Origin of the sequence: Pseudoalteromonas sp. SG41-1 (assembly GCF_014164575.1) — a bacterium.
GTDB classification, from domain to species: domain Bacteria; phylum Pseudomonadota; class Gammaproteobacteria; order Enterobacterales; family Alteromonadaceae; genus Pseudoalteromonas; species Pseudoalteromonas rhizosphaerae.
This window is the reverse complement of the sequence record NZ_JACJFL010000035.1, coordinates 1-16462: the sequence shown is the minus strand read 5'-3', so window position 1 is coordinate 16462 and position 16462 is coordinate 1. Positions and strand designations below refer to the sequence as shown.

The window sequence follows — 16462 nt, the reverse complement described above, 5'->3', positions numbered from 1 at the left end:
CCGTTGACGTCAATTCGATATCATTTGTTTTGAATGATTATACATAAATAACAGCTGTGAATAACAACTATGAATAAAAAGAATATCTTAGGTCAATTTTACACACCAGATTGTATATCTAAAAACATGATTTCTAAGGTGATAAAATCATTCCCTCTACCTCAAAAAGTAGTTGAACTGGCTGCTGGAGAAGGTAATTTGCTAAATGCTTTATGCCAGCAAGTAAAGGTTTCGCAAATCACAGCTGTAGATATCGATAATGAAAATGTTTGCCTACTAAAAAAATCAAACCCAGACTGGAATGTTTTTCATGCTGATGCAATGAAAAGTTTGGATTTTTTGTCTAAAGGAACGTTTGACATAGCTCTTGGCAATCCTCCTTTTCTAGGAAATGTTGTGGTCAACGAGTATCTTCAAGAGCTCTTAAATAGAATCATTGGGTATGATGTTAAATTGGGAACAAAGACTAGGGCTGAATATGTTTTTATCTGCCAATATCTTGAACTGTTGAGATATGACGGAATATTGGCAATTGTAGTCCCAGACACCTTGATTAGTGGCTATCGCTCAGCGAAATTTCGTGAAAGGTTAATTGAAAAGATTGAAGTAATAGAAGTAGAAGAAGTGACATCTTTTGCATTTGAGTATACAGAAGCTAAAACTCATATTTTGTATATAAAAAAGTCTAAGCCAACAAAGAAAATCTTAAGGCTTACTGCTGATAGTCAAGATGGGAAGTCTATAGAAATATCTATTTCTGACGCTCGCACTCGAATGGATTTTTCCAATTACGTTCGTGAATGCTCCAATAGTACAAAACAGTATCGATTGTCGGATTGTGCCCATATATCAAGAGGGGCTAAGACTCACAAAGAGCTGAAAATATTAAATTGTAATTATATTCATAGTACTACTTTCAATTCTGATTTTACTGAGAAGATAGCATCTACTGTTTTAGGAGAGCAACATCTTGCCTACGGAGATATCATTATGTGTAGAGTTGGCTCTAGAGTGGTTGGAAAAAGCAGAGAGTATAAAGGAATTCCGACCCTTTATTCAGATTGTATATATCGAATCCGTTTCAATGACATCAAGCTTAAAAAGAAATTTTTAAAGTTCCTAACCTCTAAAGAGGGAGTGTCGACTATCTCTTCTTTTACAAGAGGAGTTTGCTCTAGATATATAACTAAAGCTGACCTAGAAAGCATGAGCTTTAATTGATTTACACTTAACCCAAAACTTTGCTCTCAAAACTGTATCTAAGAGTGAGGTCAGCCTGTACCACTACAGCCAAACTGTAGTATGCACACTTATCTATATAGAGATGAAATATGTATTTGTTTAGCCCGATAAATTGTATGGGCAATCAAGGTAGTGAATAAATAATTAAAAAGAATAAAACTCATATAATTAGTGTAAATTAAATATGATACTTATAATGGTTTGACTATACAGGTCTATCTAAAAATTAAAAAGGCTTAAAATGGACTTCAAAGGTCAAACGGAATTTGTTAATTACATACGCGCGCAACATAAAATACAGTCTAAAAAAGTAAAGCCTAGCTATTATAAATGTATTGATGAAGGTGTTCGATTATCTAGTACTAGCTCAGAAGCCAGCAATTTAAAACAAGCTGAGCAAAGCTTCTTAAGAGCTATAAAAATAGCTGCAAAAAATGAATATGCAAAGGCTGCTGCCTGTCATGACTTAGGTGTTTTTTACTTTACTCATTTTGCACACATTGCAGGAGCACCGCACTCAAACTTAAAAAAAGCTGAAGTGTATTTTAATCGCGCTATTGAAAGTAAACAGCGCAAGCAATTTCCAGAGAAACACGCATCAAGTTTATCTCAGTTAGGGGCTGCGTACCGAAGAGCCGCTAATGAACACTTATGGCACCTTAGTAGTGAGGAAAGTCTAACGAAGTCGGAGAGTTTACATAAGACTGCTATTAGCATATTAGAAAAGCCTCTACCTTCTTTTGTTCGTTTAAACCAGCTTTCGGTTATCTATCTAAATTTATCAGCCACGTTATACGATTTAGAAAGAAAAAGTGAAGCCTGTGATGCCCAATTAAAATCATATCAATGTTTTATGGAGGCACTTAGCTGGTTGCGAGTTAACTTTCCTACTCAAGGGTTTGAAAATTATATGAGTTTGAACCCCCAACAAGCTTTATTGCATACATTTGCAAGATTACATTGCTTTTCTCAGGAAAAACACCACAAAGTTATATGCAACGAAATTCTTGAAATTGCGCCAAGTTTTGGTCTTGATCCTAAAGATTTAAAGGCAGCTAATCCATATTTAGATATATCAAACCCTACGATTGAAATCATGCAGCTGGTGGCGAATGCAAACAAAAGCCAATCAGATAGTGATATAAAAATATTATCTGCAAAACTACAATCATTAATGAAAAGTCGACAATCAACTGAAACCGATCAGGAGTCTGATAGGGTTAGTGTATTGATTCAGCAAGCAAGCTCAGGCTTAGCTAGAGTATTAGTAAAAAAAGATGCTGCTTTACGCGCATTTATTACATTAGAAAACTCAAGCGGAATGCGTTTTTGCGAGAGCGCGAGTACATTTTGGCTTTATTCAAAGAATCCAGTAACGCAAGTACTACTGAATGCTAAGAGACAGTTAGGTAGTGTATATTATGGTTTAAATGAATTAGCGCTTATGGGGGAAAAGACAGAAAAAAAACATTTAAAACAATGGCTGTTTGATTCTGCCTTATCAATGAAGCCTCAAGAAAAAAAACAATTCAACATAGATAATCCTTCGTTATTTGATGAAAGGTCATACGCCTCTATTGTAGAGTCTGCTAGCAAAGCGACTGATCCTGTAAATTATTTAAAACAAAAAGCAAGTATATGCTTAGCAGATTTCCAGAAACTGGGAAAACTAACCGATGAGTTAGACCCTGATTATTTAAAAGCAAGACAGCGTACCTATCAAATTACTTTGGACGATTTAACTGAAGCTATCTATTCTCATCCTGAGCAAGTTTTAGTAAAGATAGATATTGAAGATCATTATGATGATGCGTTGGTTATTGTTGCGTATCTGCAAAATAACGAAATTATAGCAAAGGGCTACTCATTTAATATGCCGAAGGGTCTTGTTAATAATATTGCTGCATTTGTAGCTAATAATAAAGATGCGAATATAGAGTGGGATCTAAGTTTTATCGATTGGAAAGCGATACTTCCTAGCCATTTGCTAAAAGTATCATTACTCCCTTCTTTCTTTGCATCACACATACCTTGGTCCGCGACAGGTAAAGCTGGTGAGAAACTGTATCATTTAGTGAATGAAGTTAACTGGTTGCCTTCACTCATGTATTTATATCAGCGAGTTAACTATTTTGATAAAAAAACATGTGATACGAGTGTATGCGGAGGCGGTACTTTATTTGAAAATGTCGCAGTGCAAAATAAAATAATCTTTAAAGATACTCAAACTATTGAGGATGTTGTTAATCAATTAACTCAATCAGAGATATTTAGCTTTTACGGTCACTGTGAGCATAAATATCCAGAGAGACCATCTTTGTTATTTCGCGATTATATGCTTCGTGATGTTGAAATGCGTGATGCGGTTAGAGGGTCTGAGCGAATAGAGTTATGGGCCTGCCAAAGCGGCGCGAGTATACCATTAAATTTTTTTCCGAGCCAAGTGAATGAAGCTCTTGGCTTAGATATGAGAATGCTAGAATATGGCGCTAAAACAGCCATAGGTTCATTATGGCCAATTCCTGAAATTGTTACTGCGTATATAAAGTCAAAGTACGATAGCCTCGTTATAAATGGTATGGGGGCTTCAGAGGCTCTGCTTAGCGCTCAGCAGTGGTGGGTCGAACTGGGAGCGAATGAAGAACTAGGTAGAATCAAATTAAATGGTGAAAAGGATTATTTGTGTTCAATTGGATGTAATGCTACAAACCAATCACTAGATGCTCTAATGGGGCCTGTGCTTTCGGGTAAAAGAAAGAACTCAAGTGAAATTGATTTTAGTCTTTTAGAATATAACTTTAAGCACCCCTCTGCTTGGGCGGGGTTGCGGTTTTGCGGTGTAAATGAGCAGACAAACATTTTTATTCCAAAAGTAAATTTATCATCTGACGAACAGCATCAAGTAAATGCACTTTTATCACAAATGAATTTAAAATCAGGCTTTGTAAAACATGCAAGATGACTTACTTCCTATTCATGATTGGTCCCTCAATGGGCGCAATGAATATATAGAATCTAATAGGGTAATAATTGAATTAACAATAGAGCAGACTTTAGAAAAATCTGACGAACAGACTGTGTCTTTGGCATTTCAGAGCCAAGATAAAGCTAAAAATAAAATTATTGACTTATTTTGTGCAGAGCAGTTTGAGGTTATTAATTTACCTATTGGAATACCCAAGGATATTCGCTTGTTCACCGAGTTAGCTTTCTGGATTAATTATAAAACAGCAGGAAAGGTATATACTGGCAATAGAGTTAAAAAACAATTAGAGGAAGACAAATATCAATCCTCTCAGCTAGTAGATAATGATTTAAAAATAAGAAATTTAGCGCGTAATCTAATTAGATTAAATCAATGTGTAGCGCCTGATGTCATTGGGTATTGGTTGCTTGCTAATAAAAAGTTGTTAAGGGAGTTAGCTTCATCAAAGAGCCTAAAAGATTATATTGATTCAGGTGAGATAGAAAATGAGGTTTCAGACACTCAAAAAACACGTTATAAAGCTGATGCGTCTTTTAGGTATTTAACTTTGTTTTTAAATTTAGATAGTCGATTTGGTAACTTTGATTACTATAAAAAAAAGTATCTAATTAAAGGTTTTAATCGGCCTCAATATGTAGCGAATAAAACTGAGTCACATCAGGAAAAACATAAGGTTAGAATAGTAATTAAAAATATCATTCATCAATTTCACGAAATATTATCTAGCATTGATGATCACGACTTTTTAGAGCGCTCACTATTTAAATCGATTGCTAAAAGTGCATTGTTAGATGTATATGAAATAAACAAAAGTGACCCTGAACGCCTAATTTGTATGAAAAAGTTAAAACTGCTTAAAGCCAAACCATCATCACTCAAGGAGTTACAAGATGAAACTTGATAAACTAACTTTGGATGAAATGGTGCAAGGTATAGAATCTGAGGACTCAGTATGGACTGAGTTATTGAGTCACCCTGAAGCTGAGCAGCTTTGGAGTAATGCTGTAAAGCGCCGTGAAAAATTAGATGCTTTTTGTCGTTTTGTCGTTAGATGGCCTTCTTTGGTGACTAATTATAATAAAGTGAAATCTTTTGCAAAAAAAAGCTTTGATTCTCCCTCTATAAGTATTTTCAGCCCTCCCCCTGATTTATTTAGCGCCACTTTAAGTAACGCTCAAGTTAATAATGAGAGTAGTTCATTAGAAGTTGCCGTTGAGTGGGGAACTCAACAAGTTATCGAGGTAGGGTCAGAGCTAAAAATTAAATTTAGTACTGATGTATTAATTAGCATTTATTATTCTTATAGCAGCGGTGAGGGGTGGATTAACTCAAGTGATGCTTGGGATTTTTTACCACATGAAGGCGCTGTATTACTTACTTTTTTAGATGCTGATAGCAAAAGTAATGAACTTGAATTAGCGTTAAGAGATGCAAAGTCTGTCGCGACTATTGTTTTACTGCCTTCATAAATAAAAAGCGAAAAAAAATACTTTCATTAGCGTATAGGAGCACCAACAACAAAAAGGTGCTCAAATATGTCGTCATCAAAACATCCTTTAACCTTTGAAAAAGAGTTAAAAAAAGAAAATATCCCTCAACTATTTATTAATAGTTTCAACTCTCGCTTATGGCAAAGCCTTTCAGCTAACCAACAAAATAAAATTGAAAGTTTAATTAATGCCATTGCAACAGGTAAGCCATATTCGTGGTTTGGTGGTCAAAAAATAAAGTGTAATAACTCTCTTATACGGTTTCGTATTGGAAGAAACTACCGACTGCTTTTAATACGCTCATCTGATAAATATAATTTTCAGTTATTTAATAGACAAAACTATGAACTAAATTTCAAAAGAAACAGCTCTTTCTCTAATGAATTAGGAGGAGCTAAACAATGGAATTAATTAATACTCAAAATGCATCTATTAAAGAGCTAGTGATTAATTGGCATATAACTGAAGTCTGTAATTACAGCTGCAAATACTGCTTTGCAAAGTGGGGGCGTCCTAAAGAATTACACCGCTCTTTAGAAGATATCGAAAGTCTTCTTGATCATTTAGCTAATTACTTTATCAAAGGCTCACCAATGTTAAAGAGTGAGTTGCAATACGAAGACGTTCGACTGAATTTTGCAGGCGGTGAGCCAATGATGTTGGGAAGTACCTTTTATATCGCCTTAGAACTAGCCAAGCAGAAGGGGTTTAAAACGTCAATTATTACTAATGGTCATTATTTAATAAATAACAAAATAGACTTTCCTGAAAATTTGTTAGATATGATAGGTATTAGTTTTGATAGCCAATACTTAAATACACGAAAGAAAATTGGTCGAATCGATAGAAAGGGGAATTCGTTAAGTGCCGACGATTTAAAACTATCTATTAAAAACGTAGTTAATAGCCAACACGGAGTAAAAACTAAAATAAACACTGTCGTAAGCAGTCTAAATTGGGAGGAGGATTTTTCAGATCTGATTGATGAAATACAGCCTTACAAATGGAAGGTCCTACATGTCATGCCTTCTGAAAATAATGAATTATTGGTTTCAAAAGATAAATTTCATCAATTTGTAAAAAGACATAGCGGCTTAGGATTACCACTTTTTCCGGAATCTAATTCAACTATGACAGAATCTTATTTGATGATAGATCCTCATGGTCGCTTCTATCAGAATTCATCGGGTAATAAAGGTTATAAATACAGCGACAGTATAATTAATTGCGGTATTGAAGATGCGCTGACTCAGATTAAGTTTAGCCCTAAAACATTTTTATCAAGATATCGCAAAATTGATATTGATGTAATTAATAATTAAGGGTCTGATATGAAAAGTGAAACTTGTTTTGGGAAGGTATCTGGTCAACCCCTATCTGTATATTTATGTGAAGAAGAAGCTCTGGAAGCTGCTGATTATGCAAAAGAAAACTACGGCAATGATTTAGCTCCATATCAATGTCGGAATTGTAATTATTGGCATTTATCGCTAAGAAGTCGACAAACCCCAAGTCAAAAATGTGAGCGCTGTACTGGTGGTGACGGGACAGTTAAAGACGCGTATAGATCTAAACGTGAAGCTCGATTACGTGCTGATATCATCTATGATGAGCAAGGTATAAGCCTTCGACCATACAAATGTGGGTATGGAGCTGGTTGGCACCTTACTAAAGATAGGTTTTAGTTCAGCTTCGGATTTGTAAAATGTTTCTGTAATAGTCGAATCCAGCAATAATCCAATTATGATAAGCGCTATACATCCTCGTGTATTAATCAGGTTAATAAGGATAGTTTACTTAGTCTATTAGAATTTAATAGGCTAAGAAAACGGGGTATTGAATATAAATATTTCAAATTTAAATATTTGTAGCGTTTAAAATGAAAGCTGAGCATCTAAATAATGCCTTACTTTGCGCAAATGCACTGTTTGCCCTAACGACGTGTAATCTAGAGCTTGAACCCCATCAAAAGCTTTATTTGGTTTGTGAAGCCATTCATTAGCCTGTGTTTTCTCAGAAAAGAGTATTCCTAAATTTTTATAAATACCAAGCACATAAGAAATGCGTTCCAGTACATCACTGGTTAGCGTTGTTACACCACCTCTTTTTCATCTCTCAAAGGTAAATTCATCAGGCTTACCCTGCAAAATACGCTGCTCTCCTTCACTAACGCGCCACTTCTTCATAATGCTAAAGAGCGTCTTTAAAGCTAACAGCGCTGATTCTGTTGATTCAAAATTGACATTTAAACGTGTCATATCTAGTTATATGTTGTGATGGATACCTATATTCATGGCTTATATATGAAATTGTTGCACATAAGCCAGCTGTTTTTCATTTGTATATGTGCCTTTACTGGGAGCTTAGTTTTAAATCGATCTGTACCTTAAATGGGTTAAATGCGTTTTTTCTTTACTAACTTTTTAGACTCGTTAGCATGCTGTTGTTAGATTTTATTCCTCTAAACCTATTTTTATTATATCCAATCGCTATAAAGTTATTATATCAACTATTTATTTTGTGTGTATTTATACACATTTAAATCAGTGGTTTAGCCTTTAATTTATCTTTTTTTGTAGGTTACTTCTGGTTTTTTGGTTGAAGGGCTCAAATAAATCTGTTTTTTCTTGCAATAATGATATTTGACGCCATCATAAATGAAGCTACAGTTAAATTTCATTTATGAGGAAAGCCAGTGTGAAACGTAAAAATAAATTTGCAGACATAGATAATGCTTATCGAAAAAGCGATATGAGGCGTAATTTAGAGCGGTTTAGTCGATTTAATCTTTCAGGGCTAATTTCAACAGTAAAAGATTCATCCCCCCATTTTTTTTGAATCATTCAATGAGTCACATTTTGCTGTGATGTTTGAGTTCGATCAAACTATTGTTTCAGTTAAAAGCCAGCCATTTTCTATACAATATTATGACGATGGCAGCAACCGCAATTACACACCTGACTTCTCTTTAAGTTATTGTAATGGTTCTATTAAAATAATTGAAGTTAAAGCGAACGCTACTCTTAATGAAAAGATAAATCGTAAGTATAAGCTAATTGAAAAAGTTTTTAAGCAGCATGGGTTTGAATTCCAAGTTATGACAGAAAATCATTTACCTTCGCGATTAGCGTTATCAAACATGATGATGATTAAGAGAAATACTATAGCTCTTGGGAGACCTGATGAAGACGCCTTAAATTACCTTTTAAATATACTATCAGTACCAGTTTCACTCGATAAAGCATTGGATATTTGCAAATGCTTAAAAATAAATACGAACATGATTTCTTACTGTGTTTTTCATGACTATGTAAAAATGGAGCTTTCATCAAGTTTAAATGGTGAAACCATGTTATTAAGTAATTTTTTGTGAGGTTGGGTTATGGCCAGTATTAATTTAAACGAAGGGATGAAATTTAGAATAGATGAGAGCTTATACATTATCGATGCTTTGCAACAAAGCTCATTGAATAATTCAATATTTTTTTCTCCATTAGATGAAACTCAAACAAAAATAGCGCGTGCTAATGTAAAAGTGCTTACACGTTCTGAGTTAATGAAGAAACTTATAAATAACGAGGCAAGCTTTTATGACAGTAATACATATCAACCAACAGTTGAGTCACTTTTAAGCAATGAGCAAATTAACAATCAAGAAATGTGGGTCAATTTTGTTGAAGAGCACATTGCTAGACATTCAAAGAATTTAACAAAGGTTGATAACATTGATGAAAGCATAAAGTTGTTTGACTGGTATAAGTATGGCTCAAGTTACTTTTGTCGAAGTACATGTCAAGCAAAGGTGAAAGCATACATAGATTCAAACAAAGACCCAAGAACTTTAATAAATATGGGAGCACTGTCGCGCAAAGGCAAGCTACGATTTACTCAAGAGACCGAAGATGTAATTAGTGATTATTTTACTCAGTATTACCTTATACGCAGTGATAAAACTGCAAAGTCAGTTAATAAGATTGCTGATTTAATACGCCTTGAAGTTACAGAGCTAAATAAAGCAGAACCTGACAAGTACCCAAAAATCCCTTCAAAAGCAAGTGTATATAGACGGTTGGAAGCGTTACAGGGTGAACACATTATTAATAAAACACTCAGTAAGCAGAGTAAAAAGTTATTACGCTATGAACTTGGTCAAGAGTTCATTGGAGAAAACCCACTAGAGCGCATCGAAATGGATGCTATATATATTAATCTTGGTATTAAAAATGAAACAGGGGTTTATCTTGGTACGCTTGTTGTCATGGTTGCGATTGATACATGTACTCGCTGCATTGTTGGCTACTCTATAAGGGTGGGCAAAAAAGTGTCCGAGTCAGCTGATCTAGCAATTGAATGTTTAAAAAGTGTTGTAACCCCGAAAGAAAATATAGATTGGCCATGTCATGGCGTACCAGTCAAACTTGTAACTGATGCTACCACCGCAGCGATCGGCAATGAATACAAAAGAATGGCACTAGAACTTGGAGTAATACCAATTACTACTGTATCTGGGAGTCCATGGAAAAAGCCTTACATTGAGAGCTTCTTTAGAACACTGCGTCGTGAGTTTGTAAATGAACTGACCTGTTACGGTTACTTAGGCTCCAAAACCCGTGTTAATAATGCGCACTTAGAGCAAGGTGAAACATCTAAGGCACATAAGGGGATGACATTGCAGAAGTTTGAAAGTGAGCTTCAAAGATTTATTACAGAAACATACCACAGGAACGGACATGGCGGGTTAAATAATCGTAGTCCAATCGACGTTTGGCATAAGAAAGTAAGCGAAAATCCATTGCTAATATGTGAACCTAATCCACAGTTTTTGCCTGATAAATTTCGTGGCTGTATCAGTAGGAATCACACTTTATACAAAAATGGTTCTATTAAGTTGAAAAATGAAAAATATGTCAGTTCTGAACTGAATGAACTTAGCATATCAGGGGTGAAAAAGGTTGATTGTTTTTACAGTGATATAGATACAAGTAGTATTGTTGTTGTAGCAAATGGAACGATTTTTATTGTGCCTATTCGATCGGCAAACCATCATTATGAAACAGGAACACAGCAAGTTGAACTAGATGCGGCTCGCATTAGTCTTTTTGCTGATATAGGCCGATCACCGCGAAATCATTTTGAATGTGAAGAGGGTAAAAAAAATAAAAAGGGACTAGGGAGTTTCAAAAAGGCGAAAGCAAAGGAAGCTGAAGAGAAAGAGCTTGCAACAGGTCGAAAAAACCCGAAGCGTACTAAATTTGATAACACTAAATCAATCAACATGAATAACTCTAACGCCCGCGAGCAAATTATGAGTGCAGTAGGTACTACCGAGGTTGATGAATCTAACAATTCAGCAACGCATAAATTCAAGGTGGGGGGGGAGATATGAGTATGGCGATGAACGCACACAAAGATAATAAGCTCAAGGCTAAAGCAAAAATGCTAACAGAAAAGACTTATGACTGTGCTACAAATAGAGAAGAGTTAGAGCAACTTTTATCCGAGGCTACTAACGTTATTGAGCTTAATAACGGCTGCTGCACACTCATTGTAGGTGATTCGGGCTCAGGAAAAACGACGTTATTAAAAAAGTTTAAAACTCACTTTAATGAACAGTACGCTAACGCAGCACCTATAGAGAGCTCAGAGCAGGCTTGTTATATACGTTCTCCATCAAATATGAGTCCATTAGATTTATACAGAGCTATTCTTAAAGGGTTTGGTGAGCCGGGTCTCATAGAAGGCACTGAGGTTCAACTACGTAATCGTATTGCTAAGCAAATGCAGACCAAGCGATATCGGGTATTATTATTCGATGAATTTCAGCAAGTAGTTGAAAAGGTAGGTATTAAGTCGGTCCGTCAAATAGCTGATTATTTAAAAGAACTCGTTGATGAGTTTAATGTTTATTTAGTTTTTGCAGGTACATCAAAAGTTCAAAACCTTCTGTCAATTAATGAGCAGTTCGCATCTAGAAACTCACTTACAATTAAGAAATCACTATTATCTGTATCTACCATAGACAATTACAGAATTTACGTGAGCTATTTACTGACCTTGAACAACAGTTTGAATTTCACACAAATTGATTTTACGGATCCTACAATAAATCTACCGCTCTTTGCAGCTACGAAAGGAGATTTACGACAGCTTACTCAAACGTTAAGCAAAGCGATTTTATACGCAGCTAATCGACATCGCGATGAAATGCTAAAGTCTGACTTAGTTAGCACATACACGCCAACTTTAATAAAGGGTCGCCTGCAAGCTAACCCATACACTCAAAAATTCATAATTCTAAAAAAAAAGCTGGGAGTGAACTATGAAGTGTAATACATCAATTACTCATGTCACTCCATATGGAGCTTGCGCACTGATAGCTCATTTTTACGGTTTTGTAAGTGTCGCTAAATTGCTAAAATCTAATGAGATAAAAGTGCCTTTCGCTTGGAACTTTTATAAAAGTGAGCACGTTGATTCGCTGTGTAGCATAAAGCAAATAAAAGACGATGTCTTAGATTATAATTTACTACAGAGAGTTAAAGTCTCGGCGTTCCACAGCACGACTTCTCTTTCTAAACAATTAAAAGTGTGTGCTAAATGTTTTAAGGAAAATAGCTTACATGATGTTAAGTGGCAAAACGTCTCAACAACTATTTGTATCAAACATCAGGCGCCATTAATTAACGTTTTAAACTTGCTGTCTTTAGAAGAGGATAAACCTCATTCAAAAGAAGCCCTATACTCATTTGAAAGGCATATTTTAAGTTTAGAAGATGTTAAAAGACGTTCATTTGAAAACGCTTTGTTGAAACTCTCTGAGTCGGTTTTTCGACCACTGGATTTTATTACTGCAAAGCTAAAGCTAGATAGAGTAAATATCGAGTTTTTGAGATTATTATTCGAAGACGCATACAAGCTATTATGTTGTGAAGAGCTGAGTGATGTGTGGGAAGGCTTGCTTTTAAAGCATCGCAGACACCTAGAAGGGATGGGGCAACTTGTTGCTCGATTTGGCATTAATGAACTTCAAGCTCAGATAGAATCTTTTAATATTAAAAAAGGCTTAACATCATCAGCTGAAGCTAAGAATATCTTATTAAAATACCACAATGCCAAAATTGACACTAAATTATTCACTTCTAAGCGCCGCTTCGATAATGGAGCTAATTTGAATCAATTAAGCTATCAAGTTGATGGTTTGATGTTATCAAATTTTTTAGGCATAAAAAAGGAGTCGTTAATATATGTCGTTAATAATAGAACTCTCCCAGCAGTGTATCTTGGCTGTCAGGCTGAAAAGTCATTCTTTGATATTGAAGTTATTGGAAGCATATTAGCTAAGTCCTTTGCGCAAAATACTCAAATTGAAGCACAAGAACAATTTTATAAAATCGACGACATACCTAAAGATATTTATAATTTATTTGATTTAACCGTTGATGAGTTGGTTGATTATGCAATTTCTGGAAAAATTGAATCTCAATTCAAAGTGAATAGCTCATTGCGTTACGTTAACTATTTACTGATATCCGAAAACGGAATTAAAAAAGTACTAAAGAATAAATGGCAGTCATTTAATGACATGGCACATGAAAGTGTAATTAAAATGCTTAAGCTGGATAAAAAAACGTTACTTCACTTAATTGATAATGGTTTTCTAGTTATTGCAAAAGATAAAGCATTAATTGATGCTGATTCTATCCGACACTTTGTAAGCAATCATCTTGTATTGAATAGAACAGCAAACTTTGAAAGGTCACGTGATTGCGAGAAGCGAGTTAGGGATTGCTGCAAAGCAGAACCAGTTTGCTTACTTTACATGAATGCCTATTTAACTGATTTCGTAGTATACAAAAAGGAAAGTTTAAACGACTGCTGCTTGCGAAAGCTGGAGTCTAGATTCACATACTTTGGAAAACCCAAATTAGATTTATCTAAAATTGTGATTACTTATCAAACTAAACCGAAATAGATCATATCTAAACGCACTAAGCTTGTATATTTGTGGCCAGTTAAACACTCTGTTTATTGGAAGTAAGTCATTTAGAGTATGCTAGTAGGGATCCGATATATTTAAACAAGCATGTCAGTTGTAGTCGATCATATCTGATCTTACAGTCATATCAGTATCTATCAGTTTACACCCTTCACCATTACCATATTAGAAATGGCATCAAAGAAGTTTATTTTCATTTTTACGTAAAATAATCTATCATTAATAAATGAATTTCAAAGCTGGCTCTTACAGAGCGGTTTTTTTCGTGTCAAATTTACTGAAATAACAGCTGTTGTACTTTTAATTTCCCTCATTCCAGCTTTCAATGATAAATTTGACTGATTCCAGTTGTGAATGAGAAATTTTCCAAATTTCTATGAGAAATTCACCTATCAAAACCTCGTTATAGATAATGCCTCATTCCAAGAATAAATGAGAAAGAACATATTTGATACCATCAGCTTTGAAAATGTGCAGAAAATTAAATAATACTATACAAAACAATGTATTAATTATTTAAATTGAGGTGGCAATTGATTTTAACGAAAAGGGTAGATTAGTCCCTTTTCAAGGTGAGTTGGGGATCAGGTGAGCAAACTGCTGTTGGTGTATTTGTTCATACAGTGTTGCAGCATAACACTGGGCATCTTTAAAGCGGCGGGTGGCTAGATGTTTACGTAAATCAGTTAAGGCGGTTGTTGCAGGCTCATAGCCTTGGCTACTGGCTAAACTTAGCCATACTGCGCCATGAAAAACACTAGTAGGTACGCCCTGGCCTTTGATAAAAAATAATCCTAGATAAAATTGGGCTCGCTGATTACCTGACATTGCAGCTAAGCGCATCCATTTAGCAGCGAGAGGAGGTTGATCATTTTTTAAATAATACAGGGCTTTATTAACAGTGTTATCAGGAGTATCAGCTTTAACCGCACTGTGTGGGGCTTTGCTCGGTTGGGTGATAAACGATAATACGTTTTCTAACTGTTGTTCTAAATCTAAGCCAATTGGCGAGGTATCTGTCATAGTGCCACACATATTATTGTTGTCATTTACCTGCTCAGTTTAGTCTAATATCAGGTTAATTGTCCTGTTATTCTTGAAATATATGATAAAATCACGCAATTATTGTCATCTAAAATGAAACTCACTTATGCTCGACGCGTTATTTAAAATTAGCGACCACAACTCGACTGTGCGCCGCGAATGTATTGCCGGCCTCACTACCTTTATTACTATGGTTTATATTGTGTTTGTCAACCCTGCTATGTTGGCTGAAGCTGGTATGGATCAAGGTGCTGCGTTTGTGGCAACTTGTATTGCTGCGGCTATTGGCTGTTTTATCATGGGCTTTTGGGCAAATTATCCGTTAGCTTTGGCTCCTGGTATGGGGCTTAATGCCTTTTTTACTTATGGTGTTGTGTTAGGCATGGGCTATACCTGGCAAGCAGCATTAGGGGCTGTGTTTATGTCGGGCTGTATTTTCTTGTTCCTGAGTTTGTTCAAAGTCAGGGAGTGGATAATTAATGCTATTCCATTGGTGTTAAAGCAAGCCATTGCAACAGGAATTGGAGCGTTCTTAGCGTTAATTGCGCTTAAAAATGCCGGGATCATTGTGGCCAGCCCTGCAACATTAGTGCAACTGGGTGATATAACGGCTGCCGGTCCATTGTTGGCTATTTTTAGCTTTTTTGTTATTGCAGCGCTACTTTATCGTGATTTTAAAAGTGGTGTTTTGATCAGCATTTTATTAGTAACTGTGATCGCGCTAAGTCTGGGTTTGGTAGAGTATCAAGGCGTGATATCTATGCCTCCTTCAATTGCGCCTACTTTTATGCAACTTGATTTTTCAGCGGCGTTTGAGTTGTCAATGCTTAGCGTCATTTTTGCATTGTTGTTCGTTGATTTATTTGATACATCAGGCACCTTAGTTGCGGTAACTCAAAAAGCAGGTCTTGCTGATGAACAAGGTAATATGCCTCGTTTAGGACGAGCATTAAGTGCTGATAGCGCCGCAACCATTGCCGGTTCAGTATTGGGCACTTCGACCACAACCTCATATATAGAGTCAGTTGCAGGAGTATCTGTGGGTGGCAGAACCGGACTTACAGCTGTGGTTGTAGGAATGTGCTTTTTATTGATGATGTTTTTTGCACCCTTGGCGAAAATGGTGCCAGCTTATGCAACTGCGGGAGCTATTTTATATGTGTCGGTGCTAATGCTACAAAACCTTAAGTTTGTAAATTGGGATGACATGACAGATGCCATTCCAGTGAGTGTGGTATTACTGATGACACCGCTAACATTCTCCATTGCTCATGGCATTGCACTGGGCTTTATTTCTTATACAGTCGTTAAAGTATTGTGTGGTAAACGAGAACAAGTAAGCATCAGTGTGTGGATATTGACTGCGATGTTTGTGATCAAATTTGCGTTTTTATCTTAGTGAGTTACTAGGGTCTGTTGACTTATCAAGGTTGAATTTTCAGCAGTCTGTTTGGTATTTAGGCAAGGCAGAACCTATGTGATGTGGTCATTCCCCATAAATAGGTGATAACGCAGCATCAATGCCAAACAGGCGCTGCCCGAAGGGTTCTGCCTAGGGGCAATTAACTCTTTGTTACTTTGGATGTAAGTAAGGGGCGTGAGCAGGACGCGGAAGCTTTGCTCGGTTTTTACTTAGCCCACTAGGTTACAAACCTCGCGCCGCGATTAAATTGCCCCTAGTTTGAACAAATATTAATCCGCAAA

General features: G+C 35.9%; 14 protein-coding genes. 12 read left to right on the top strand and 2 right to left on the bottom strand.

Going from position 1 to position 16462, the window contains the following annotated elements; translation table 11 throughout:
* Positions 1 to 69 precede the first annotated feature (69 nt).
* The 7 genes from H5203_RS16445 (at position 70) to H5203_RS16415 (ending at position 7403) form a co-directional block, all read left to right on the top strand.
* On the top strand, positions 70 to 1221 hold the full coding sequence (locus H5203_RS16445) for an N-6 DNA methylase (protein ID WP_182819991.1): 1152 nt from the start codon (positions 70 to 72) through the stop codon (positions 1219 to 1221).
* Between the two features lie 262 nt (positions 1222 to 1483).
* Entirely contained in the window at positions 1484 to 4204 is a 2721-nt protein-coding gene (locus H5203_RS16440; RefSeq protein ID WP_182819990.1) for a CHAT domain-containing protein, read from the top strand.
* The gene (locus tag H5203_RS16435; protein ID WP_182819989.1) at positions 4194 to 5129 is read left to right on the top strand and encodes a hypothetical protein; all 936 of its coding nucleotides are present in this window, start codon (positions 4194 to 4196) and stop codon (positions 5127 to 5129) included. Before H5203_RS16440 ends, H5203_RS16435 begins: the two co-directional genes overlap by 11 nt.
* Complete coding sequence (locus H5203_RS16430; protein WP_182819988.1) at positions 5119 to 5697, top strand: hypothetical protein; 579 nt, start codon at positions 5119 to 5121, stop codon at positions 5695 to 5697. Before H5203_RS16435 ends, H5203_RS16430 begins: the two co-directional genes overlap by 11 nt.
* Before the next feature lie 66 nt (positions 5698 to 5763).
* Complete coding sequence (locus H5203_RS16425; protein WP_182819987.1) at positions 5764 to 6129, top strand: hypothetical protein; 366 nt, start codon at positions 5764 to 5766, stop codon at positions 6127 to 6129.
* Positions 6120 to 7040, top strand: coding sequence for a viperin family antiviral radical SAM protein (locus H5203_RS16420; RefSeq protein ID WP_182819986.1), 921 nt, complete (start codon positions 6120 to 6122; stop codon positions 7038 to 7040). The genes H5203_RS16425 and H5203_RS16420 overlap by 10 nt, the downstream gene beginning before the upstream one ends.
* A gap of 9 nt (positions 7041 to 7049) precedes the next feature.
* Positions 7050 to 7403 (top strand): hypothetical protein, encoded by a 354-nt coding sequence (locus tag H5203_RS16415; protein ID WP_182819985.1) that lies wholly within the window; start codon positions 7050 to 7052, stop codon positions 7401 to 7403.
* Between the two features lie 189 nt (positions 7404 to 7592).
* On the opposite strand, the gene H5203_RS22965 is transcribed toward H5203_RS16415, so the two are convergent.
* Entirely contained in the window at positions 7593 to 7772 is a 180-nt protein-coding gene (locus tag H5203_RS22965; RefSeq protein ID WP_310736563.1) for an MbcA/ParS/Xre antitoxin family protein, read from the bottom strand.
* Positions 7773 to 8584: 812 nt separating this feature from the next.
* Between H5203_RS22965 and H5203_RS16405 the strand changes: the two genes are divergently transcribed.
* From H5203_RS16405 to H5203_RS16390, 4 genes are read left to right on the top strand one after another with little or no spacing between them, the layout of a single operon-like run.
* Positions 8585 to 9091: a Tn7 transposase TnsA N-terminal domain-containing protein gene (locus H5203_RS16405; RefSeq protein ID WP_259401964.1), complete on the top strand. Its 507-nt coding sequence runs from the start codon at positions 8585 to 8587 to the stop codon at positions 9089 to 9091.
* Between the two features lie 9 nt (positions 9092 to 9100).
* The gene (locus H5203_RS16400) at positions 9101 to 11104 is read left to right on the top strand and encodes a DDE-type integrase/transposase/recombinase (RefSeq protein WP_182819983.1); all 2004 of its coding nucleotides are present in this window, start codon (positions 9101 to 9103) and stop codon (positions 11102 to 11104) included.
* Positions 11105 to 11106: 2 nt separating this feature from the next.
* Complete coding sequence (locus tag H5203_RS16395; RefSeq protein ID WP_182819982.1) at positions 11107 to 12048, top strand: TniB family NTP-binding protein; 942 nt, start codon at positions 11107 to 11109, stop codon at positions 12046 to 12048.
* On the top strand, positions 12038 to 13690 hold the full coding sequence (locus H5203_RS16390) for a hypothetical protein (protein ID WP_182819981.1): 1653 nt from the start codon (positions 12038 to 12040) through the stop codon (positions 13688 to 13690). Before H5203_RS16395 ends, H5203_RS16390 begins: the two co-directional genes overlap by 11 nt.
* A 591-nt stretch (positions 13691 to 14281) precedes the next feature.
* On the opposite strand, the gene H5203_RS16385 is transcribed toward H5203_RS16390, so the two are convergent.
* Positions 14282 to 14737 carry a sel1 repeat family protein gene (locus H5203_RS16385; RefSeq protein WP_145241053.1) on the bottom strand — a complete coding sequence of 152 codons (456 nt, stop codon included), beginning with the start codon at positions 14735 to 14737 and terminating at the stop codon, positions 14282 to 14284.
* Between the two features lie 127 nt (positions 14738 to 14864).
* Here H5203_RS16385 and H5203_RS16380 point away from each other — a divergent pair, with 127 nt between their 5' ends.
* Positions 14865 to 16157, top strand: coding sequence for an NCS2 family permease (locus H5203_RS16380; RefSeq protein ID WP_145241051.1), 1293 nt, complete (start codon positions 14865 to 14867; stop codon positions 16155 to 16157).
* Positions 16158 to 16462 lie beyond the last annotated feature (305 nt).

Coding starts and splice junctions, on each gene's coding strand:
- H5203_RS16425 (WP_182819987.1), top strand. CDS start 5,764: ATGTCGTCATCAAAACATCCTTTAACCTTTGAAAAAGAGTTAAAAAAA.
- H5203_RS16390 (WP_182819981.1), top strand. CDS start 12,038: ATGAAGTGTAATACATCAATTACTCATGTCACTCCATATGGAGCTTGC.
- H5203_RS16380 (WP_145241051.1), top strand. CDS start 14,865: ATGCTCGACGCGTTATTTAAAATTAGCGACCACAACTCGACTGTGCGC.
- H5203_RS16400 (WP_182819983.1), top strand. CDS start 9,101: ATGGCCAGTATTAATTTAAACGAAGGGATGAAATTTAGAATAGATGAG.
- H5203_RS16415 (WP_182819985.1), top strand. CDS start 7,050: ATGAAAAGTGAAACTTGTTTTGGGAAGGTATCTGGTCAACCCCTATCT.
- H5203_RS16405 (WP_259401964.1), top strand. CDS start 8,585: ATGTTTGAGTTCGATCAAACTATTGTTTCAGTTAAAAGCCAGCCATTT.
- H5203_RS16430 (WP_182819988.1), top strand. CDS start 5,119: ATGAAACTTGATAAACTAACTTTGGATGAAATGGTGCAAGGTATAGAA.
- H5203_RS16440 (WP_182819990.1), top strand. CDS start 1,484: ATGGACTTCAAAGGTCAAACGGAATTTGTTAATTACATACGCGCGCAA.
- H5203_RS16445 (WP_182819991.1), top strand. CDS start 70: ATGAATAAAAAGAATATCTTAGGTCAATTTTACACACCAGATTGTATA.
- H5203_RS16385 (WP_145241053.1), bottom strand. CDS start 14,737: ATGACAGATACCTCGCCAATTGGCTTAGATTTAGAACAACAGTTAGAA.
- H5203_RS16395 (WP_182819982.1), top strand. CDS start 11,107: ATGGCGATGAACGCACACAAAGATAATAAGCTCAAGGCTAAAGCAAAA.
- H5203_RS16435 (WP_182819989.1), top strand. CDS start 4,194: ATGCAAGATGACTTACTTCCTATTCATGATTGGTCCCTCAATGGGCGC.
- H5203_RS16420 (WP_182819986.1), top strand. CDS start 6,120: ATGGAATTAATTAATACTCAAAATGCATCTATTAAAGAGCTAGTGATT.